Annotated in this window: 20 protein-coding genes and 1 tRNA gene; 6 read left to right on the plus strand and 15 right to left on the minus strand. The window is 67.3% G+C overall.

Features of this window, described 5'->3' with window-relative positions:
* Positions 1 to 7: 7 nt before the first annotated feature.
* The gene (locus tag KB879_RS07175) at positions 8 to 895 is read right to left on the minus strand and encodes a LysR substrate-binding domain-containing protein (protein ID WP_013956407.1); all 888 of its coding nucleotides are present in this window, start codon (positions 893 to 895) and stop codon (positions 8 to 10) included.
* 151 nt (positions 896 to 1,046) lie between these two features.
* On the opposite strand from KB879_RS07175, the gene KB879_RS07180 reads away from it, so the two are divergent.
* Genes KB879_RS07180 through KB879_RS07190 form a run of 3 tightly spaced genes read left to right on the plus strand, consistent with a single transcriptional unit; the run spans position 1,047 to position 3,984 of the window.
* Positions 1,047 to 2,048 (plus strand): ornithine cyclodeaminase family protein, encoded by a 1,002-nt coding sequence (locus tag KB879_RS07180; RefSeq protein WP_013956408.1) that lies wholly within the window; start codon positions 1,047 to 1,049, stop codon positions 2,046 to 2,048.
* Complete coding sequence (locus KB879_RS07185) at positions 2,045 to 2,881, plus strand: phosphate/phosphite/phosphonate ABC transporter substrate-binding protein (protein WP_013956409.1); 837 nt, start codon at positions 2,045 to 2,047, stop codon at positions 2,879 to 2,881. Before KB879_RS07180 ends, KB879_RS07185 begins: the two co-directional genes overlap by 4 nt.
* Positions 2,882 to 2,937: 56 nt before the next feature.
* Positions 2,938 to 3,984, plus strand: a complete 1,047-nt coding sequence (locus KB879_RS07190) for a tripartite tricarboxylate transporter substrate binding protein (RefSeq protein WP_211980971.1) — start codon at positions 2,938 to 2,940, stop codon at positions 3,982 to 3,984.
* Between the two features lie 64 nt (positions 3,985 to 4,048).
* On the opposite strand, the gene KB879_RS07195 is transcribed toward KB879_RS07190, so the two are convergent.
* The 3 genes from KB879_RS07195 to KB879_RS07205 all read right to left on the minus strand — a co-directional run bounded on the left by KB879_RS07195 (position 4,049) and on the right by KB879_RS07205 (position 6,894).
* Positions 4,049 to 4,843, minus strand: a complete 795-nt coding sequence (locus KB879_RS07195) for an ABC transporter ATP-binding protein (RefSeq protein ID WP_013956411.1) — start codon at positions 4,841 to 4,843, stop codon at positions 4,049 to 4,051.
* Position 4,844: 1 nt separating this feature from the next.
* On the minus strand, positions 4,845 to 5,741 hold the full coding sequence (locus KB879_RS07200; protein WP_013956412.1) for an ABC transporter permease: 897 nt from the start codon (positions 5,739 to 5,741) through the stop codon (positions 4,845 to 4,847).
* Positions 5,742 to 5,916: 175 nt separating this feature from the next.
* The gene (locus tag KB879_RS07205) at positions 5,917 to 6,894 is read right to left on the minus strand and encodes an ABC transporter substrate-binding protein (protein WP_013956413.1); all 978 of its coding nucleotides are present in this window, start codon (positions 6,892 to 6,894) and stop codon (positions 5,917 to 5,919) included.
* Positions 6,895 to 7,094: 200 nt separating this feature from the next.
* On the opposite strand from KB879_RS07205, the gene KB879_RS07210 reads away from it, so the two are divergent.
* The 3 genes from KB879_RS07210 to KB879_RS07220 all read left to right on the plus strand — a co-directional run bounded on the left by KB879_RS07210 (position 7,095) and on the right by KB879_RS07220 (position 8,848).
* Complete coding sequence (locus KB879_RS07210; RefSeq protein WP_148271572.1) at positions 7,095 to 7,286, plus strand: hypothetical protein; 192 nt, start codon at positions 7,095 to 7,097, stop codon at positions 7,284 to 7,286.
* Between the two features lie 246 nt (positions 7,287 to 7,532).
* On the plus strand, positions 7,533 to 8,351 hold the full coding sequence (locus KB879_RS07215; RefSeq protein WP_013956414.1) for a DUF2092 domain-containing protein: 819 nt from the start codon (positions 7,533 to 7,535) through the stop codon (positions 8,349 to 8,351).
* Positions 8,352 to 8,362: 11 nt separating this feature from the next.
* On the plus strand, positions 8,363 to 8,848 hold the full coding sequence (locus tag KB879_RS07220; protein ID WP_013956415.1) for a hypothetical protein: 486 nt from the start codon (positions 8,363 to 8,365) through the stop codon (positions 8,846 to 8,848).
* 53 nt (positions 8,849 to 8,901) lie between these two features.
* Here KB879_RS07220 and KB879_RS07225 read toward each other — a convergent pair whose 3' ends face one another.
* From KB879_RS07225 to KB879_RS07275, 11 genes are all read right to left on the minus strand, one after another.
* The gene (locus KB879_RS07225; RefSeq protein WP_114136441.1) at positions 8,902 to 9,936 is read right to left on the minus strand and encodes a quinone-dependent dihydroorotate dehydrogenase; all 1,035 of its coding nucleotides are present in this window, start codon (positions 9,934 to 9,936) and stop codon (positions 8,902 to 8,904) included.
* An 88-nt stretch (positions 9,937 to 10,024) separates the two neighbouring features.
* Positions 10,025 to 10,813, minus strand: coding sequence for an arginyltransferase (locus tag KB879_RS07230; RefSeq protein ID WP_013956417.1), 789 nt, complete (start codon positions 10,811 to 10,813; stop codon positions 10,025 to 10,027).
* A 68-nt stretch (positions 10,814 to 10,881) separates the two neighbouring features.
* A complete protein-coding gene (gene aat, locus KB879_RS07235; protein ID WP_013956418.1) occupies positions 10,882 to 11,634 on the minus strand; it encodes a leucyl/phenylalanyl-tRNA--protein transferase in 753 nt (250 codons plus the stop codon).
* Positions 11,635 to 11,674: 40 nt separating this feature from the next.
* Entirely contained in the window at positions 11,675 to 12,259 is a 585-nt protein-coding gene (locus KB879_RS07240; RefSeq protein WP_153956161.1) for an NUDIX hydrolase, read from the minus strand.
* Positions 12,260 to 12,473: 214 nt separating this feature from the next.
* Positions 12,474 to 12,549, minus strand: a tRNA-Met gene (locus tag KB879_RS07245).
* 122 nt (positions 12,550 to 12,671) lie between these two features.
* Positions 12,672 to 13,424: an RES family NAD+ phosphorylase gene (locus tag KB879_RS07250; RefSeq protein ID WP_013956420.1), complete on the minus strand. Its 753-nt coding sequence runs from the start codon at positions 13,422 to 13,424 to the stop codon at positions 12,672 to 12,674.
* The gene (locus tag KB879_RS07255; protein ID WP_013956421.1) at positions 13,384 to 13,773 is read right to left on the minus strand and encodes an MbcA/ParS/Xre antitoxin family protein; all 390 of its coding nucleotides are present in this window, start codon (positions 13,771 to 13,773) and stop codon (positions 13,384 to 13,386) included. The genes KB879_RS07250 and KB879_RS07255 overlap by 41 nt, the downstream gene beginning before the upstream one ends.
* A 92-nt stretch (positions 13,774 to 13,865) precedes the next feature.
* A complete protein-coding gene (gene boxA, locus KB879_RS07260; RefSeq protein ID WP_013956422.1) occupies positions 13,866 to 15,116 on the minus strand; it encodes a benzoyl-CoA 2,3-epoxidase subunit BoxA in 1,251 nt (416 codons plus the stop codon).
* A 43-nt stretch (positions 15,117 to 15,159) separates the two neighbouring features.
* Positions 15,160 to 16,584: a benzoyl-CoA 2,3-epoxidase subunit BoxB gene (boxB, locus tag KB879_RS07265; protein WP_211980972.1), complete on the minus strand. Its 1,425-nt coding sequence runs from the start codon at positions 16,582 to 16,584 to the stop codon at positions 15,160 to 15,162.
* Positions 16,585 to 16,619: 35 nt separating this feature from the next.
* The gene (boxC, locus tag KB879_RS07270; RefSeq protein ID WP_013956424.1) at positions 16,620 to 18,329 is read right to left on the minus strand and encodes a 2,3-epoxybenzoyl-CoA dihydrolase; all 1,710 of its coding nucleotides are present in this window, start codon (positions 18,327 to 18,329) and stop codon (positions 16,620 to 16,622) included.
* A gap of 107 nt (positions 18,330 to 18,436) precedes the next feature.
* Positions 18,437 to 19,396, minus strand: a complete 960-nt coding sequence (locus tag KB879_RS07275; RefSeq protein WP_013956425.1) for a helix-turn-helix transcriptional regulator — start codon at positions 19,394 to 19,396, stop codon at positions 18,437 to 18,439.
* Positions 19,397 to 19,450: the final 54 nt, after the last annotated feature.

Raw genomic sequence — 19,450 nt, forward strand, 5'->3', positions numbered from 1 at the left:
AGCACCACTAACCCTTCATCATCCCCGTCAGCGTATCCACGAATTCCAGCGATAGCCGCGACAGCGGTTCGGTCTGCACATGGAAGATCTGCACCGAGGCATTGACCTTGGTGCGTACCGGCACCGCGACGATATTGGGCCAGCTCTGGCCGAACACGGTCATGGCATCGACCAGCGCGATGCCGGCGCCGGCCTGCGCCAGCGCGCGCGCCACGTGCGCCTGCTCCACCTGCACGCGCATATCGGGCTGGTTGCCCTCGCTGCCGAACATCTCATGGACCAGCAATCCGAACGGCACGTCCGGTCCGTAGCCGATCAGGTCCTCCCCGACCAGCTCGGCCGGGCGCACCCAACTCCGCGTGGCCAGCCGGTGATCCACCGGCACCAGCGCCACGATCGCGTTCTTTACCAGCAGGCGCGCCTCCAGGTTGGGGTGCACCAGCGGCATGTTCGACACGGCCAGGTCCACCTGTCCCGACAGTAACGCGCGCAGCATATTGCCGGGGATCTGCGTACGCACCACCACCCGCACCGCCGGGTGCGCAGCGCGAAAGCTCGCGATGGCGCGCGGCAGCACGGTCTGGCCCAGGTTGGGGCTGCATGTGAGGCGCAGGCTGCCGGTGCGGTTGGCCGCGAGGTCCTCGGCGATCTCGTTGACGCGCTCGATCCCTTCATAGACCGCATTCACTTCGCCCAGCAGGCGCCGCGCTTCCGGCGTAGGGTAGAGCCGCCCCTTGGTGCGGCGGAACAATTCCAGGCCGAGGCGTTGCTCGGTGTGCGACATCAACCGGCTGATGGCCGGCTGCGACACGTACAGCAGCTTGGACGCACCGCTGATCGAGCCGGTCAGCATCACCGCGCGGAACACCTCGATCTGGCGCAGGTTCATTTTCATGACATTAACCTGATGTTAAGGCTGGCGGACATATAAGCATATGACAGTCAATGGCGCCATACCTACACTGAACTCCATCGACACACGCCGCGCGCCGCAGGGCACGCACCAGCGATGTGCAGGGTTTTCCATCCCGGAGGCAGGAGACTGTATGAGCGACATCCATCTCACCTACATCAACGGCAAGGACATCGCACGCCTGGAAATGACCGACGCCGAGATCCTCGACGCGGTCGAGCAGGCGCTCGTGGCGCAGGGCAACGGCCAGACCGTGATCGAGCCACGCGTGCACCTGATTCCCGACCCCGCCTTCAACGGCCACTTCAACGTGTTGCGCGGCTATGTGGCGCCGCTGGGGCTGGCAGGCGTCAAGATCGTCGGCGACTTCGTCGACAACTACAAGCTCGGGCTGCCATCGGAAATGGCGATGCTCAACCTGTTCGATCCGCGCACCGGCATGCCGGTGGCGATGATCGATGCCACCTTCATTACCGATGCCCGCACCGGCGCGCTAACCGCGCTCGGCGCCAAGCATCTGGCGCGCCGCAACAGCAAGGTGCTGGGCCATATCGGCGCGCGCGGCACCTCCTACTGGAATGTGCGCCTGCTCGACAGCCTGTTCGACTTCGACGAGATCCGCGTGCACTCGCGCCGCCCCGAAAGCCGCAATGCCTTCGCCGCGAGGCTGGAGCGTGATCTCGGCAAGAAGATCGTCGTCACCGAAGACTGGGAGTCGTGCGTGCGCGGCGCCGATATCGTGATCGAGGCCTCGCGCCTGGAGCGGCCGACGCCGATGCTGAAGACCGAGTGGATCAAGCCCGGCGCCTTTATCGTGCCGTACGGCACCATGAGCGCGGTCGAGCTGTCGCTGACCGACATCATGACCAGGATGGTGGTGGATGACTGGGGCCAGTGCAAGGGCGGCATGTTCGGCTCGCTGCGCGCGCATGTGGAAGCCGGCAAGCTGTCGGAACAGACGCTCTATGCCGAACTGGGCGAGATCGTCGCCGGGCGCAAGCCGGGCCGCCAGAGCGACGACGAGACCAACCTGTTCTGGCACCGCGGCCTGTCGCTGAGCGATATCGCGCTGGGCCACGCTATCCTGAAAAAGGCCGAGAGCCGCGGCCTGGGCCAGAGGTTGCTCTACGCATGATCGCCAACGCCCGCATGTACTCGGTCAGCGCGCCGGTGGAGCAGGCGTGGCGCGCGCTGTTGGCGCACGTGGCCGACCGCGCCGGCGTGGACCTGCCATATGTCGAACATCCCGCGCCGGCCCCGGTCAACGCGTTGTGGGCGCGGCTGGACTGCGGCTGCGTATTCATGTGCGGCTATCCCTATGCCAGCGCGCCGGCAACGCCGCAATTGCTGGCCGCGCCGGTGCCGGCGCTGGCGCGCTACGGCGGGCGCCCGGTCTACTTCAGCGAATTCATCGTGCGTGCTGACGCGCCGGTGCAGGCGCTGGCGCAGACCTTCGGCGCTCGGCTGGCATGCATGCTGCCTGAGTCCAACTCGGGCTACAACGCGCCGCGCCATCACCTGATGCGGCTGGCGCCGGCCGGCACCCGTGCGCTGTACCGGCCTGCCGCCGCACCCACGCCGACCCCGCGCCAAGTCATCGACGCGGTCATCGGCGGGGATGCCGAGGTGGGAGTGGTCGACAGCTATGTGCTGGACCTGCTGCGCCGCTTCGAACCCGGGCTCGCGGGGCAGCTGAAAACGCTGGAGGTGACCCCGGCCGCGCCGATCCCGCCGCTGGTCGCCTCCGCGCAGGCCGACCCGCACGAGTGCGCGTATGTGCGTGCCGCGCTGCTGACGCTGCATGAGGGTGCAACGGGGAGCGCGTTGCTGTCCATGCTGGGGCTGGCGCGCTTTGCGCCGGTGCAACCGGCCGACTATGCCGTTCTGCCTGAACTCGCACGCGAAGCGGACCAGGCGGGGTTTGCGCTGACCGATGCCGGACCGGGCACGGCCAAGCACGATAACTAGACTGCCGGCGCGGTGGGGGAGCCAAGCCTGATCACTGCCAAATAGGGGAAACCGTCATGAAGACCGCTGTGAAACCTGATGTGGAAGCTGCCGTGAAGCCCGCCGTAAATCCTGTCCTTCGACGCATGGCCATGCGCTGCGTGCTTGCCTGCATCGCGGCCTGCGCCCCGTGGCTCGCTGCCGCACCCGCGCTGGCCCAGCCGCCTGGGTATCCCGCCAAGCCGGTGCGCATCGTGGTGCCGTTCGCCGCCGGCGGGCCCGCCGATGTGCTCGGCCGCGCGGTCGGCGAAGGCATCGCCAAGGCCACCGGCCAGAGCGTGCTGGTGGAGAACAAGGCCGGCGCCGCCGGCACCATCGGCGTCGACATGGTGGCCAAGGCCGCGCCCGACGGCTATACGCTGGCGCTGGTGCCGGTCGGCAATATCGCGGTTAACCCCACGCTGATGCCGAACCTGCCGTACAAGCCGGCCGACCTGGCGCCGGTGGCGATGCTGGCCACCGCCGAGAACGTGCTGGTGGTCAATGCGGCCACGCCAGTCAAATCGCTGGCGGAACTGCTCAAGCTGGCCGGGCAGAAGCCGGGTGAGCTGAGCTTTGCTTCGCCCGGCGCCGGCAGCCAGGCGCACTTGGCCGGCGAACTGCTGCAGCTGGATGCCCATGTCAAGCTGAACCACGTGCCGTACAAGGGCATCAGCCCGGCCATGACCGATGTGGTCGGCGGCCAGGTGACGATGATGTTCGCGCAGATGTCGGCGGCGCTGCCCTATATCAAGGCCGGCAAGCTGCGCCCGCTGGGTGTGGCCAGCGCCAAGCGCTCGGCGGTGCTGCCCGATGTACCGACCATCGCCGAACAGGGCTTCCCGAAGTTCGAGGCGTTGTCGTGGTATGCGCTGATGGCCCCGGCCGGTACGCCCGCGGAGATCGTGCGCAAGCTCAGTCAGCATGTTGATGCAGTGCTGGCTGATGCGACGCTGAAGGAAAAGCTGGCCACGCTGGGGATGGAAGCGGCCGGCGGCACGCCGCAGCAGCTTGCCACCACCATCCAGAAGGAAAGTACGCGCTGGGCCGGCGTGATTCGGCAGCGGCATATCACTATCGACTGACGCGTCGCGCACTGGCATGAAAAAGGGGAGCCGCCTGGCTCCCCCTCTTCATTGCACGCTGTCTTCAACCCAGCAAGAGCGCATCATCATCCAGCTGCTCGTGCCGCGTCTGCTCAAACATCTTCAGCAGGTCCGGCACATCCAGGCCCTTGCGCTTGTCGCCCGACACGTCCAGCACCACCTGCCCCTGGTGCAGCATCACCGTGCGCTGCCCATAGTCCAGCGCCTGGCGCATGCTGTGCGTCACCATCATCGTGGTCAGCTTGCTTTCCTCGACGATGCGCGCGGTCAGTTCCAGCACGAAGGCCGCGGTCTTCGGATCCAGTGCGGCCGTGTGCTCGTCCAGCAGCAGAATGCGCGACGGCTGCAGCGACGCCATCAGCAGGCTCACCGCCTGGCGCTGGCCACCGGAGAGCAGGCCGATGCGGTCGGTCAGGCGGTTTTCCAGGCCCAGGTTGAGCAGGCGCAGCTTCTCGCGGAACAGCTCGCGCGAGACGCGGTTTAGTGCCGGGCGGAAGCCGCGGCGGCTGCCGCGGGCCATGGCCAGGGCCATGTTTTCCTCGATGGTCAGCGCCTCGCAGGTGCCGGCCATCGGGTCCTGGAACACGCGGGCCACCAGTTGGGCGCGGTCCCATGCGGGCTGGCGCGTGACGTCGGTGTCATCGATGGCAATGCGGCCCGAGTCGACCATCTGGTCGCCGCTGATCGCGTTCAGGAAGGTCGACTTGCCGGCGCCGTTGGAGCCGATCACGGCCACGAACTGGCCGCTCGGGATCTCCAGGCTGAGGCCGCGCAGGGCGCGGGTCTCGATCGGGGTGCCCGGGTTGAAGGTGAGCTTCAGGTCTTGTGCGCGCAGCATCTCAGGCACCTCCGTTCTTGCGGGCGAACAGCTTCTTGCGGGTCGCCGGCAGCACCAGCGCGATCGTCACCAGCGCGGCGGTGACCAGGTTCAGGTCCTGCGCCTTGAGGCCGATGAAGTCGCTGTTCAGCGCCAGCGCGATGAAGAAGCGGTACAGGATGGCGCCCAGCACTACGGCCAGCGTGGTCCAGATCAGGCGGCGTGCCGGCAGGATGGTTTCGCCGATGATCACCGCGGCCAGGCCGATCACGATGGTGCCGATGCCCATGGAGATATCGGAGCCGCCCTGCGTCTGCGCGAACAGCGCGCCGGCCAGTGCCACCAGCGCATTGGACAGCGCCATGCCGGCCAGCGTGGCGCGGCCGGTGGGGATGCCCTGCGAGCGGGCCATGCGCGGGTTGGCGCCGGTGGCGCGCATCGCCAGGCCCAGCTGCGAGCTGAAGAACCAGTCCAGGCCGACCTTGGCCACCACCACCACCACGAGCAGCACCAGCGGGCGCAGCACGTAGTCAGGCAGCCATTCGGGCTGCAGGATGGTGAACAGCGTGGGCTCGGTGATCAGCGGCACATTGGGGCGGCCCATGATGCGCAGGTTGACCGAGTACAGCGCGATCATCATCAGGATACTGGCGAGCAGATCCATGATCTTCAGGCGCACATTGAGCCAGCCGGTGATGAAGCCTGCCAGCGCGCCGGCCGCGATCGCCACGGCAGTGGCCACGAACGGGTCCTGGCCGGCGGCGATCAGCGTCGCGGCGACGGCGCCGCCGAGCGGAAAGCTGCCATCAACGGTCAGGTCGGGGAAGTTGAGGATGCGGAAGGAGATCAGCACCCCGAGCGCCACCAGGCTGAAGATCAGGCCGATCTCCAGGGCGCCCAGAAGGGAAAAGAGGGACATGGGGGAATCCTGTTGCAGGGGCTGGCGGCTGCCTTGGCGCCGCCTTCGGGGCGGGTGGGCCGGCACGCCCGTGTGGGGCTGCCGGCCGCCTCGCCCTGTTCTGTCCCGTCGGGCCGGATAGGCCCGACGGAGCACCCGCCGCCTTGCGGCGGCAGGGGGCAATGCTGGTCTGTGCTTACTTGATGACCGTCTTGGCTTCCTTGACCAGCTCAGGCGACAGCGTGACGCCTTGCTTGGCAGCGGCGCCCGTGTTGACGAAGAGCTCCAGGTTGTCGCTGGTCTGCGAGGCGATCGCGCCCGGCTTCTCGCCCTTCAGGATGCGCACTACGACCTTGCCGGTCTGGTGGCCGAGGTCGCCGTAGTTGATGCCCAGCGCGGCCACGGCGCCACGCTTGACGCTGTCGGTATCGGCGGCCACCAGCGGGATCTTGGATTCGTTGGCGACCTTGACCAGGGACTCATACGCCGACACCACGTTGTTGTCGGTGTTGGTGTAGATCACGTCGACCTTGCCGATCAGGCTCTTGGCGGCCGGGCCGATGTCAACGGTACGCGGCGCGGCGGCTTCCTTGAGCGTCAGGCCGTCCTTGGCCAGCAGCTCCTTCAGTTCCTTGACCACGACCACCGAGTTGGCTTCGCCCGGGTTGTAGACCATGCCCACGGTCTTGGCCTTGGGCACCACGCGCTTGATCAGGGCGACCTGCTTGTCCAGCGGCAGCTTGTCCGACACGCCGGTCACGTTGGTGCCCGAGGCCGACCAGCTCTTGACCAGCTGCGCGGCGACCGGATCGGTCACGCCCGAGTACACCACCGGCACGGTCTTGGTGGCGGCAACCACGGCCTGGGCCGACGGCGTGGCGATGGCAACGATGGCGTTCGGGTTGTCGCCGACGAACTTGCGGGCGATCTGCGCCGCGGTGCCGGTGTTGCCCTGGGCACTCTGGTATTCCCACTTCAGGCTCTTGTCGGCGTCATAGCCGGCGGCCTTCAGTTCGGCGCGCACGCCGTCGCGGATGGCGTCCAGCGCGGGATGGTCAACGATCGACAGCACCTTGACGGTCTGGGCCTGCACGGCGCCGCCGTACAGCAGTGCCAGCGCCACGGCGCCGCCCAGGATGGACTTGGTTGCTGCGAGACCCCTGATGGACTTCATTGTCTGTTCTCCCCCGAAACTCGGTTCTGGATTGGATACGGCCGCGGATGGTTCGGTCCGCCGTCCTGGCCCGCGCGCATGCTGGCGTACGGTGCCGGTCCGGGCGGGCGCGGCGGCTTCCTGCGGCTGGAGGGAGCGTGCGCGGGCGCGTCGGATGCGACAGCGATAAGCCTGCGAGGATACCACTTCCCGCGCACGATATGGACAGTCATCATGCCGAAGTGGGGCATCGGATGCTGTCAGACGCCCGCAATCCGCCATCGAGGCGCATTTTATTGCGCGGGATTCATATTTTGCTTGTGGATTACCCTGATTGCGGCGGCGACATCTTCATGCAATTGCGCGATCCGGGTGTCGAGGCTTTCCTCGATCCCTGGCTTTCACCAGCATGATGAAAACGATGCGGCACGCGCCACGTAGTGGCGGTCAAAGCGGGGATCTTGAATTCACGTTTCGAAAAGATTCATGTCTTCCGATCGATATCCGGAATTTCAGATCAGCTAGCATTCATCCACCGTGGCAGCGCCGGGACACCCCTGGAAGAGGGCTTTGCCCCGAACTCTCCGGCACATCGCCGGATCCGCGAGCGATGAGATGGATTGTCCTCCGTGATGGCATCAAAACCTGTGAGGTTCGCTATGTATCGTGTCTTGAGTATTGCCGTGCTGGGGGTCTCGCTTGCGGCGTGCAGCAGCCCGGCCCCGACAGCTTCGGCGCCGGTTACCCAGCCCGCGTCGGTCCAGCCCGCGGCTTCCACTGAACCGGCGGCTGCCAGCAAGCCGGCAGCCAATGCCGTGGACCCGGCGGTGATCCAGGCCCTGAACAACATGGGCACCTACCTGTCGACGCTGAAGCGTTTCAGCGTCGATATCGACCTGGACGGAGAGCGCGTCCTGGCCGATGGCCAGAAGCTGCAGCATTCGGCGACCGCCAAGGTCGACATCGACCGGCCGAACAAGATGCGGGCGCAGATGCGAAGCGCGCGCGCGCAACGTGACCTGATCTACGACGGCAAGACCGTTACGCTCTACCAGCCGGCGCAAAAGTACTACGCGTCAGCCGGCGTGACGGAAAACCTTGGCGATCTGATCGTTCATCTGCGCCAGCGGTTCGGGATCGAGGTGCCGATCGGCGACCTGTTCCTGTGGGGAACGCCCGCGGCACCCGTGGACAACATCACCTCGGCCATGTATGCGGGCAGCGACTACATCGATGGCACCCTCTGCGATCACTATGCCTTGCGCCAGGAGGCGGTCGACTGGCAGATCTGGATTGCAAGCGGCAGCCGTCCGGTGCCGCGCAAGGTGGTGATGACCAACCGGGCTGACGAGGCACGTCCGCAGTCGGTAACCTGGCTGGACTGGAAGCTGAAGCCGGCTTTCAAGGATTCCGTCTTCCACTTCACGCCGCCGCAGGGCGCCCGTGAGGCCAAGTTCGTTCCGCTCAAGACCCAGTGAAGGAGAGGCACATGAAACGAGTCGAAACGTCCCTCCTCGCGGTCCTGGGTGCCGTCGTGCTTGCCACCTATGGCTGGGTGCCGCAGGCTGAAGCGCGTGGCGGCGGTCACGCCGCGGGGCGCGGCGGTGGTGGCGGCGGCGCACAGGTCAGCAACGTGCGGGCCGACGCGCGCACGAACAATGTCCGCAGCGCCAGCGTGAACAGTGTCAGTGCCAACCGGAATGTCAACGTCAATACGAACCGGAACGTCAACGTCAATGTCGACACGCATGGCGGATGCTGCGGCGGCTGGGACAATGACTACCATCCGGTTGCCACCGCTGCCGCCGTTACCGCAACGGTGGCTGTGACCGCTGCCGTGGTGGGGTCGGTCGTGCGCTCGGTCCCGCCAAGCTGCGTCCCGGTCAGCTATGGCGGCATGGTGTACCAGCAATGCGGCAGCACCTGGTATCAGCCGCAGGGAACCCAGTACGTCGTGGTGAATGCTCCGTACTGACGCGGCCGGCTGCGATGGGTTGAGCCGCGCCAGTCCTGCCTGACGGCGCCGGCTCAGCCGCGCAGCGCCGCGGCGCACTCGCGCACCAGCGCCGGGCCGCGGTAGATCAGGCCGCTGTAGACCTGCACCAGCTTCGCGCCGGCATCGATCTTGGCGCGCGCATCGGCGCCGCCGAAGATGCCGCCCACGCCGATGATCGGCACCGCGTCGCCGACCACGCCGTGCAGCGCGCGCACCACCCGGGTCGAGGCCTCGAACACCGGGCGGCCGGACAGGCCACCGGCTTCTTCAGCGTGGGGCAGGCCCTTGACCGCCTCGCGCGAGATGGTGGTGTTGGTGGCGATCACGCCGTCGATCTTGTGCCGCACCAGCGCGTCGCCGATGTTGCCGACCTGGTCGGCATCCAGGTCCGGCGCGATCTTCAGCGCCAGCGGCACGTAGCGCTTGTGCTGGTCGGCCAGGCGCTGCTGCGCGTCCTTCAGCGTCGACAGCAGGCTGTCCAGCTCGCTCGCGCCTTGCAGCTGGCGCAGGTTCTTGGTGTTGGGCGACGAGATATTGACCGTCACGTAGCTGGCGTGCGGGTAGACGCGCTCCAGGCAGTAGAGGTAGTCATCGTTGGCGCGCTCGATCGGCGTATCGGCGTTCTTGCCGATGTTCAGCCCCAGCACGCCGCCCTCGGCCTTCCAGCGCGAGGCCCGCACATTGGCGACAAAGGCATCGACGCCGCCGTTGTTGAAGCCCATGCGGTTGATCAGCGCATCTGCCTGCGGCAGCCGGAACATGCGCGGGCGCGGGTTGCCCGGCTGCGCGCGCGGCGTGACCGTGCCCACCTCGATAGAGCCGAAGCCGAGCGCGGCCAGCCCGTCGATATAGGCGCCGTCCTTGTCCAGCCCCGCGGCCAGGCCGACCGGGTTGGGGAAACGCACCCCCATGACCGTGCGCGGGTCGTCGGCGATCTTATTGCCGATGCAGCCGCCCAGGCCCATGCGGTGGGCGCGCAGCAGGTTGTTCAGCGTGAAATGGTGGGCGTCCTCGGCATCCATCGAGAACAGGGCCGGGCGAAACAGGGGGTAGAGCGCGTTGAGCACGTGAGGCAGGGCAGAGTGAATACCAGGCCCGCATTGTAGCGGCTGGGCCGCATACCCGGGCAGCGCGCGGACGGATGCCGCGACCCGCCTATTCCCGGGTGGGTGCAGGCGCGGCGGTGGCCGTATCCCCGGCTTCGTCCTCGAACGCATGCCAGTGGTTGCCGGTCAGCACCTGCAGCGGCCGGAAGCGTGCCTTGTAGGCCATCTTGCGGCTGTCGGCGATCCAGTAGCCCAGGTAGAGGTGCGGCAGGCCCAGCTCGCGCGTCTGGCGGATCTGCCACAGGATGTTGTAGGTGCCGTAGCTGGCGTTGCGTTCGAGCGGGTCGTAGAAGGTGTAGACCGACGACAGTCCGTCGTCGAGCACGTCGATCATGCTGACCATGCGCAGGCGCCCGGCCTCGGGCGAGCCCGGCGGTTCGCGGAACTCCACCAGACGGGAGTTGACGCGGCTCTGCAGCAGGAATTGTTCGTACTGGTCGCGGCTGTCCTGGTCCATGCCGCCGCCGGCGTGGCGCATCGACTGGTACAGCAGGTACAGCGAATAATGCTCTTCGACATAGGTCAGCGGCGCCACCAGTGCCTGCAGGTGCTGGTGGCGGCTCCAGGCGCGGCGCTGCGAGCGGTCCGGCGCGAACTGGTCGACCACCACGCGGCATGGCGTGCAGGCGTGGCATTCGTCGCAATACGGCCGGTAGGTGAAGATGCCGCTGCGGCGAAAGCCGGCGCGCACCAGGCGTGAATAGACGTCGGCATTGATCAGGTGCGCCGGGGTGGCGACCTGGGAGCGTGCCATGCGGCCGTCGAGATAGCTGCAAGCGTAGGGCGCCGTGGCATAGAACTGCAGCGCGGAGAGCGGAAGTTCCTTCAGCTTGCTCATGACTCAGGGGGCTCCGGGCGGGACGATGCGGCCGGACGCGCAGTCAGCGGGGCGCCCCGTGCCAGGTTTCAGCCGGCCGGCGCGGCTGGCGTCCCGGCCCAGCGCTCCAGCACCGATTTGTCGAACCGCCACGGGCTGATCGCCGGTTGCGCCGTCGCCGCCCGCACATGGGCCACGAATTCCGCGCGGGGGATCGGGCGCGCACCCAGCGAGGCCAGGTGGTCGGTTTCCTGCTGGCAGTCTATCATCGCCACGCCGTGATTGCCGAGGAACGCGCACAGCGCCGCCAGCGCAATCTTTGATGCATCGGTGCGGTGCGCGAACATCGATTCGCCGAAGAACATCCGCCCCAGCGCCACCCCATACAGGCCGCCCACGCGTTCGCCGCGGTACCAGCTTTCGACCGAATGGGCCATGCCGTTGCGGTGCAGCGTACCGTACGCGGCAATGATGTCGTCGGTGATCCAGGTGCCATCCTGGCCGTCGCGCGGCGTGGTCGCACAGGCGCGCATCACCGCCAGGAAGTCGTCGTCGACGCGGATCTCCCAGTCAGCATCGCGCAGCACGCGGCGCAGGGTCTTGCGCAGGTTGAGCGAGACGCGCAGCGCCGACGGGGGCAGCACCATGCGCGGATCGGTGCTCCACCACAGCACCGGCTGGCCACTCGAATACCACGGGAAGATGCCCTGGCGGTACGCCAGCAGCAGCCGCTGGGGCGACAGGTCGCGGCTGGCCGCCAGCAGGCCGGGGGCCTCGGAATCGGGCCCAAGCGCCTCGGCAACCGGCGGAAACGGATCTTGCGGGTCCAGCCAGGCAATCATGCGGGCTGCGCCGTAGGGCGATGCGCGGCAGCCGCGCCGCTCAGGGCGTGACCGTGGCCCGGCTGGTCAGCGGGCGCATCGGCTTGTCGATATCCAGGCTGTGCAGCCGGAAGCTGCCGTCCTGCAGCCGGCCGGCGGCGCGGTCGGCAAAGAAGCAGCGCAGGGTGTGGATCACGGTGGGGAACGCCAGTTCATCCCAGGGCACATCGGCCTCTTCCACCAGCTTGACCTCCAGGCTTTCCTCGCCGGGGGCGACATCCAGGTCGTCCAGCGTGGCCAGGTAGAAAAGATGCACCTGGTGCACATGCGGCACGTTCAGTATCGAGAACAGTTCCCCAACTTGCACGCGCGCGCCGGCTTCTTCCAGTGTCTCGCGCGAGGCGGCCTGCGCGGTGGTCTCGCCGATCTCCATGAAGCCCGCCGGCAGGGTCCAGAACCCGTAGCGCGGCTCGATCGCGCGCTTGCACAGCAGGATCTTGTCTTCCCACACCGGGATCGTGCCGACGACGTTGCGGGGATTGACGTAGTGGATGGTGCCGCAGTTGTCGCAAACACTGCGCGGGCGGTTGTCGCCGTCAGGCACGCGCAACACGACCGCATGACCACAGTTCGAGCAGAATTTCATGAGGGGCGTCCGGGAGGAATGGCGAAAGTGTATCACCCTCGCCGAGGGGGCCGGCAGGCATGATTGGGGCGGTGGGGCACCATCGGTCAACGCAACCTGCGTGCTGCACGGAGGGCAGCATCCGATTGCCAGCACCGGGGCAGCAGAAAACAAAAAACCCGCCAGAGGCGGGTTTATCTGCTTTAACGGCGCCACATGATACGCATCATGCGGTTGGTTGCGGGGGCAGGACTTGAACCTGCGACCTTCGGGTTATGAGCCCGACGAGCTGCCAACTGCTCCACCCCGCGTCCGTCGAAGAAAAGATTATATGGCATCCGGTTGCGCAATGCAACACTTGTTTAAAAATACCTTCCAGCGGTGAGCATTGCCGCCTGCCATAACGATTAGATCGCCGGCACGGGGCAGAGGTTCAGCCCTTTCCAGCGCTATTGGTTGTGCGCTGCCACAGCGCGGCTTCGAACTCGAAGCTGTCGCGTTGCTGCAGGTCGTCGCGCTGCCAGATCACGCGGTCGCGGCGTACCGTCAGCATCCAGGTGGTGGTGGCCAGCGGCGCCGGGTGGGAGAACGCGCGCGGGGTCAGCACCGCGCCGCAGGGGCCATGCTGGGGATCGCGCACGGAGGTGTAGCGGATCATGCCAAGGCCGGCCTCGCGCGCAATGCGGCCGAAGGCCTGGCAGGGCTCGTGGTGGTCGGGGTCGGTCCAGGTTGCGTGGTCCTGGTCGAACGGCGGTGTGTCCAGCGCCACGCCCCAGGTCTCGACGCGCACTTCGAACAGCGTCTGCGCGCGGGCGTCGATGCCCGGCAGCGCGGGGCTGTCGTTGAGGAAGCGCCAGCGCCAGTAGCCGAGTTCGGCGCAGGCGGTGCGGATCTCGTTGGCGCCGTAGAACACGCCCGGGTCCTGGCTGGCGCGAAAGCGCGAGCCCCAGGGCGAGGGCGGATAGCGGAACGGGGTGAACAGCAGGTAGTGCAGGTGGCGCGCCTCGGCGGGCACGGCGGGTTTGCCGGCGTCAAGCACGGCTTCCAGCACAGCCTGTTCTTCCAGGCTGTCGACCAGCGGCATGGTGGATACGACGTGCTGGGCCTCCACCGCCCGCCACAGCGTGAGCGCAAACTGCCGGCGCTCAGATGCGACCGCGGGTGGCGTCCAGGTAGTGAACGACACGGACCAGACCTTCCGTTGTGCGGATCATTTCAAGGGGCTTGCCGCCCAGCGCGAGGTTTTCATTGGTCAGCCATAGCCGGGCCTGGTCGCCGTGGCCCAGGATGGCATCCAGCGATCGGAACAGGCGCACGAACAGCACGCCGAATTCCCACTCCTTGCGGTGCGCATCGAGCACATAGCCGCCAGATGCCATACGCGATACCGATGCCGTGCTGATGCCCAGCACGCTTGCCACGATGGCCTGGCTGATGCCGAGGAAGCCCGCGGCGCGCATCACCGCCTTGGTCAGCGTGGTGCCGGGGTCGGGGCCGCCGGCGGGATCGATTTCCGGAATCCGCCTGGATTGCATCGCCATCACTCCTGTTTCTTGAGAAATATTATAGGCGATGCCTTTCAGAAGGGAAGCGCTTGCTGAAAAGACCAGCAAGCAGCGGGGCGGCGTCAGTAGGTCTCGATATGGAGCCGGCCCTCCGCCTTCATGGCGGCCTCGATCTCCAGCCAGGCGTGCCCGGCGCCGGCGCACACCGCTTCGAATGCCTCCAGCACGCCTGCTTCCATGCCCTTCAGTCCGCAGATATAGACATGGCCGTTGGGATCGGCCAGCAGGGCGGCGGCGCTGTCCCCGGCCTCGCGGATCGCGTCCTGCACGTAGCGGCGCGGCGCGGCGGGGTCGCGCGAAAAGGCGAAATGGATGTCCAGGAAGTCCCTGGGCAGCTTCAGCAGCGGGCCGAAGTAGGGCAGTTCGTTGGCGTTGCGGGCGCCGAAGAACAGCATCCGGCGCCCGCCGAAGTGCGCCATGTTGCGGCGCATGCGCTCGGTCATGGCGCGCATCGGCGCCGAGCCCGTGCCGGTGCAGATCATCATGATGCTGGCCTCGGCATGGTTGGGCATCAGGAAGGTCGATCCGAACGGGCCCACCACCTGAACGTTGTCGCCCTTGGCCAGGTCGCACAGGTAGCTGGACGCGACGCCCCGCACCGGCTTGCCATCGTGGTCCTGGTCGACCCGTTTGACGGTCAGCGCCAGGTTGTTGTAGCCGGGGCGCTCGCCGTCGCGCGGGCTGGCCACCGAGTACAAGCGGATGTAGTGCGGCTTGCCCGACGCATCCGTGCCGGGCGGCACGATGCCGATCGACTGGCCTTCCAGGATCGGGAAGAAGTGCGTGCCGAAATCCAGCACGATATGGTGGATGTCGCTGGACGCGTCCTCGGCGGTCAGCCGGTAGTTGCCGGCCACGGTCGCGGTGACCGGTGCGCGCACGCCATGCAGGTTCACATAGGGATGGGCCGCCGACCACGGCGCACGCGGCGAGGTGTGGCGGCTGGTTTCCACGGACTGGATGACGGCGTCGGGTGCGGCGCCGGTTGCCGTGCCGCTGCCGAGGGTTGCCTGCGGTGCCTCACCCAGGTCGGCCAGTTCCGGCAGCGGCACCTCGGCCGGCAATTCGTCCCACAGCAATTGCGCCTCGATCGGGTAGGCCTGGCCGCGCAGCATGGTGCGCCAGTTGTCGATGGCGCCCGTCGGGCAGGGCGACAGGCAGGCGTTGCAGCCGTTGCACACGTCCGCCCTGACCACGTAGTTGCGGTCGTCGTGGGTGATGGCATCGATCGGACAGGTGTCCTCGCAGGTATTGCAGCGGATGCAGATTTCCGGATCGATCAGGTGCTGCTTGATGATGTCGGGGGCGCCCATGGCGTGTCTCCGGTGGCTCCTGGCCTGTCCTTGTGGTTCTGGTTCAGTTGAAACGCACGTACTCGAAATCCATCGGCTGGCGGTTGATGCCCACCGCCGGCGGCGCGATCCAGTTGGCGTACTTGCCCGGCTCCACCACGCGGCCCATCAGCGAGGCCACAAAGGCGCGGTCTTCATCGGTGGCCAGCCATTTGCGTTCGTTGGCCTTCCACTCGGCTTCGGAAATCAGCTGGCCCTCGGGCGAGACGTGCACATTGGCGAGCGTGCCGATCTTGCGGTTGAAGGCCTTGTGCGGCACGGTCAGGCGGAACGCGATGCCGGCCTTCTCGATGACCTTGTTCCAGCGCGCGACGCCGCCCATGCTGTCCTTGATGTAGTCGTCGCGCAGTACTTCATTGAGCGCATTGAGCATTGGCACCTCGCGCTCGCCCAGGTGGCCGTCGCGCACTTCCAGCACGCGGTAGACATCGCTCTTGAGCACGTGGTCGTCGGCGCGCTTGCCTTCCTCGAAGCGGCCCTTCAGGCCGGCGCTGTAGAAGGTGGCGGCGTTGGACGACTGGTCGGCGCCGAACAGGTCAATGGTGACGCTGTAGTGGAAGTTCAGGTAGCGCTGGATGGTCTCCAGGTCGATCACCCCGGCGGCGCGCACTTCGGCGGGGTCTTCGATGCCGCGTTCGCGCATCACCTCGCAGGTGCGCTGGATCACGCGCGACACGCCGGATTCACCCACGAACATATGATGCGCTTCCTCGGTCAGCATGAAGCGCGTGGTGCGCGCCAGCGGATCGAAGCCGGATTCGGCCAGCGCGCACAGCTGGAACTTGCCGTCGCGGTCGGTGAAGTAGGTGAACATGAAGAACGCCAGCCAGTCCGGGGTGCGCTCGTTGAAGGCGCCGAGGATGCGCGGATTGTCCTGGTCGCCCGAGCGGCGCTCCAGCAGCGCCTCGGCTTCCTCGCGGCCGTCGCGGCCGAAATAGCGGTGCAGCAGGTATACCATCGCCCACAGGTGGCGGCCTTCCTCCACATTGACCTGGAACAGGTTGCGCAGATCGTACAGGCTCGGCGCGGTCAGGCCCAGGTGGCGCTGCTGCTCGACCGAGGCGGGCTCGGTGTCGCCCTGCGTGACGATGATGCGGCGCAGGTTGGCGCGGTGCTCGCCCGGCACGTCCTGCCAGGTGGCTTCGCCCTTGTGCTCGCCGAAATGGATCCTGCGCTCGGGGTCGGCCGGCTGCAGGAAGATGCCCCAGCGGTAGTCCGGCATCTTGACGTGGTCGAAGTGCGCCCAGCCCGATGGATCGACCGACACCGCGGTGCGCAGGTACACATCGAAGTTGTGCGAGCCGTCCGGTCCCATGTCGTGCCACCAGTCGAGGAACGCTGGTTGCCAGTGTTCCAGCGCGCGCTGCAGCGCGCGGTCGTCGGACAGGTTGACGTTGTTGGGAATCTTCTGGCTGTAGTCGATGCTCACGTGCTGTCTCCTTGTTGTCTGGCGGGGCCCGGGCGCTACACCCGGTCCCAGTCGAAGCGTGCCTTGTTGCCGCTGCCGAAGACCTTCAGCGCGCCGTACTCGCCGACGGCGTTGGGGCGCTGGAAGATCCAGTTCTGCCATGCGGTCAGGCGGCCGAAGATGCGCGTTTCCATGGTCTCGGCGCCGCCGAAGCGCAGGTTGGCTTCCATCCCGGTCAATGCATCCGGCGACAGGCTGGCGCGTTCTTCCAGGGCGATGCGGATTTCGTCCTCCCAGTCGATATCGTCGGGCGCGGCGGTGATCAGCCCGAGCGAGTCGGCGCTGAGCGCATCCAGCGGCGCGCCGATATGCTCGCGTACCGCCGTGAGCGCGGCCTCGTCGCCATAGAAGCGCGCCGCCAGCCGGGTTTGCCCGTTGGGCATGGGGTAGTGGCCGAAGTTGAGCGCGGACGCGAACACGCGCGGCGCATCGTCCGGGGCGTCGGGCAGGTGCAGCATGTAGCTGCGGTCGGCGGCCAGCGCCAGTTCCAGCAGCGTGCCGGCAAAGCAGGAATCGGCTTCGATCAGCGCGATCAGGCTGCGCGACGACACATCCAGCCGCGCCAGCGTGCGGCGCAGCATGCCGATGGTCTCGCGCACGAACCAGTGGCCGGCATGCGCCTGCAGCAGCGCGTCGGCGGCCAGCACCGCGGCCGAGTCGCCATCGGTCTTGAGCACCCAGATGCCGATATCCAGGTGGTTGGCGCGCAGTGTCAGGATGGCGTCGTCCAGTTCGCGCGCCATCTTCAGCGGCCACCATTGCGCGCCGGCCGCGACCACGCCGGCGAGATCCGCGGGCTGGTGCTTGTCGGGCCCGAACACGGTCAGCGTGGCCTTGCGCGCAGCGGGATCGACATGCACGCGCACGGTCTCGTAGCGGTAGCCGTCGGGCTCGATGGTGCGCGACAGCGGTGTCAGCGTGATGCCATGGTGGCCCTGTGGCCGGTCGCTGGTGGCCGCCAGCGCCGCCGCGCGCTCGGCGATATGCTCGGCAAAGCGCGCCGGCTTGACCACTTCGTCAACCAGCTTCCAGTCCTTGGCGCGCTGGCCGCGCACGCCTTCCGTGGTGGTGCAGAAGATGTCTGCGTGGTCGCGGCGCACGTGGCGCTTGTCAGTCACGCGGGTCAGGCCGCCGGTGCCGGGCAGCACGCCGAGCAGCGGCACCTCGGGCAGGCTTACCGCGGACGAGCGGTCATCGACCAGCACGATCTCGTCGCACGCCAGCGCCAGTTCATAGCCGCCGCCGGCGGTGGTGCCGTTGCAGGCGGCGATGAACTTCAGCCCCGAGTGCCGGCTGGCATCCTCGATGGCATTGCGGGTCTCGTTGGTGAACTTGCAGAAGTTGACCTTCCACGCATGCGACGACAGCCCCAGCATGAAGATATTGGCGCCCGAGCAGAAGATGCGCTCGCGCGCGCTGGTCAGCACCACGGTGCGCACTTCGGGGTGTTCGAAGCGGATGCGCTGCAGCGCGTCGTGCAGTTCGATATCGACGCCAAGGTCGTAGGAATTGAGCTTCAGCGCGTAGCCGGGGCGCAGTCCGCCTTCCTCGTCGACGTCCATCGCCAGCGTGGCGACGGGGCCGTCGAAACTCAGTTTCCAGTGGCGGTACTGGTCGGGATGACGCTCGAAGGTGACGGGGGCGGGCGCATCTGACGGGGCGGCTGCCTGGTCAGGGCGCAGTGGGGCGGTTGCCGGCGCGGACATGGCTGTCTCCTGAGTGCACTATAGTGCCTTGCGGCTTTTGATGAAATATAGTGCATGGAGGCGGCCGGCGCAATGTCTTTGTCAGCCGTGCGCCGCCGGCAGGGTGGTCAGGCGCCGGCGGCCTGCAGTTGGGCGCGCAACTGTTGCAGCGAGGCGGCGGCGTCCTGGCCGCTGGTGTCGATCGAGATATCGGCGCGGTCATAGAGCGGCGCGCGTGCCTGCAGGATGCGGCGCAGGTCGGCCATGGCCTCGCGGTTGCCTTCCATCGGCCGCATGTCGCCCTGGGCCACCACGCGCGCCATGTGTTCCTCCGGCGAGGTGCGCACCCAGATGGTGTAGCACTGCGACAGCAGCAGGTTGAAGGTGGCCGGTTCAGAGACCAGGCTGCCCGGCGTGGCCAGCACCAGGCGGTCGTGCTCGCGCAGGGTGCGTTCCAGCGCGCGCATTTCGTAGCGGCGGTAGGCCGCCTGGCCGTAGAGCGAATGGATTTCCGACAGGCTGGCGCCGGCTTCCTGCTCGATCACGGTGTTCAGTTCGACAAAGGGCACGTCCCTGGCCGCTGCCAGCGCGCGGCCCAGGGTGGACTTGCCGGCGCCGCGCAGGCCGATCAGCGCGATGCGGCGGTGGCGCGCATCGCCGGACTCTGCGGGGGCCAGTGCATGGCGGCAGGCTTCACGCACGCGCGCCAGATCGCCCGCGGGCAACTGCGCCAGCCATTGCACCATCTGCGCAAACGCGGTGGCCTGCTCGCCTTTCAGGCCGTCCACTTCGGCCAGCACCACCGGCAGCGGCACGTCGAGCGCGCGCGCCACCTGGCGCAGCAGCAGCACCGACGCATTGCCGGTGCCGGTTTCCAGGTTGGCCAGGTAGCGCTCGGACACGCCGGCGCCGCGCGCCAGGTCCTTGCGCGACATGCCGCGCGAGGCGCGCAGCGAGCGGATGCGCTCGCCCAGCAGCGTCAGGTAGGGGTCGCGCTCGGCGTTGGCGGCTGCGGCGGGCGCATCCCCGGCAGGGCGCGCGTCGGCTTCGGTCTCGTTGGCGGGCAGCGGGGTGGGATCGCGGCGCATGGTGGTGGTTTCGGGTTGACCGGCAGAAAAAGCAAGGGCGCATTATACGAGCAG

This window comes from Cupriavidus sp. KK10 (genome assembly GCF_018223725.1).
In the GTDB taxonomy this organism is placed as follows: domain Bacteria; phylum Pseudomonadota; class Gammaproteobacteria; order Burkholderiales; family Burkholderiaceae; genus Cupriavidus; species Cupriavidus necator.

Excerpts from the sequence above, each read along its gene's own strand:
- KB879_RS07200 (WP_013956412.1), bottom strand. The coding sequence starts at position 5,741 with ATGTCCCTCTTTTCCCTTCTGGGCGCCCTGGAGATCGGCCTGATCTTC.
- KB879_RS07275 (WP_013956425.1), bottom strand. The coding sequence starts at position 19,396 with ATGCGCCGCGATCCCACCCCGCTGCCCGCCAACGAGACCGAAGCCGAC.
- KB879_RS07230 (WP_013956417.1), bottom strand. The coding sequence starts at position 10,813 with ATGAGCAAGCTGAAGGAACTTCCGCTCTCCGCGCTGCAGTTCTATGCC.
- boxA (WP_013956422.1), bottom strand. The coding sequence starts at position 15,116 with ATGGGCGCCCCCGACATCATCAAGCAGCACCTGATCGATCCGGAAATC.
- boxC (WP_013956424.1), bottom strand. The coding sequence starts at position 18,329 with ATGTCCGCGCCGGCAACCGCCCCACTGCGCCCTGACCAGGCAGCCGCC.
- KB879_RS07255 (WP_013956421.1), bottom strand. The coding sequence starts at position 13,773 with ATGCAATCCAGGCGGATTCCGGAAATCGATCCCGCCGGCGGCCCCGAC.
- KB879_RS07195 (WP_013956411.1), bottom strand. The coding sequence starts at position 4,843 with ATGCTGCGCGCACAAGACCTGAAGCTCACCTTCAACCCGGGCACCCCG.
- KB879_RS07240 (WP_153956161.1), bottom strand. The coding sequence starts at position 12,259 with ATGAAATTCTGCTCGAACTGTGGTCATGCGGTCGTGTTGCGCGTGCCT.
- KB879_RS07175 (WP_013956407.1), bottom strand. The coding sequence starts at position 895 with ATGAAAATGAACCTGCGCCAGATCGAGGTGTTCCGCGCGGTGATGCTG.
- KB879_RS07185 (WP_013956409.1), top strand. The coding sequence starts at position 2,045 with ATGATCGCCAACGCCCGCATGTACTCGGTCAGCGCGCCGGTGGAGCAG.
- KB879_RS07180 (WP_013956408.1), top strand. The coding sequence starts at position 1,047 with ATGAGCGACATCCATCTCACCTACATCAACGGCAAGGACATCGCACGC.
- KB879_RS07210 (WP_148271572.1), top strand. The coding sequence starts at position 7,095 with ATGGACAGTCATCATGCCGAAGTGGGGCATCGGATGCTGTCAGACGCC.
- KB879_RS07205 (WP_013956413.1), bottom strand. The coding sequence starts at position 6,894 with ATGAAGTCCATCAGGGGTCTCGCAGCAACCAAGTCCATCCTGGGCGGC.
- KB879_RS07190 (WP_211980971.1), top strand. The coding sequence starts at position 2,938 with ATGAAGACCGCTGTGAAACCTGATGTGGAAGCTGCCGTGAAGCCCGCC.
- aat (WP_013956418.1), bottom strand. The coding sequence starts at position 11,634 with ATGATTGCCTGGCTGGACCCGCAAGATCCGTTTCCGCCGGTTGCCGAG.
- KB879_RS07215 (WP_013956414.1), top strand. The coding sequence starts at position 7,533 with ATGTATCGTGTCTTGAGTATTGCCGTGCTGGGGGTCTCGCTTGCGGCG.
- KB879_RS07220 (WP_013956415.1), top strand. The coding sequence starts at position 8,363 with ATGAAACGAGTCGAAACGTCCCTCCTCGCGGTCCTGGGTGCCGTCGTG.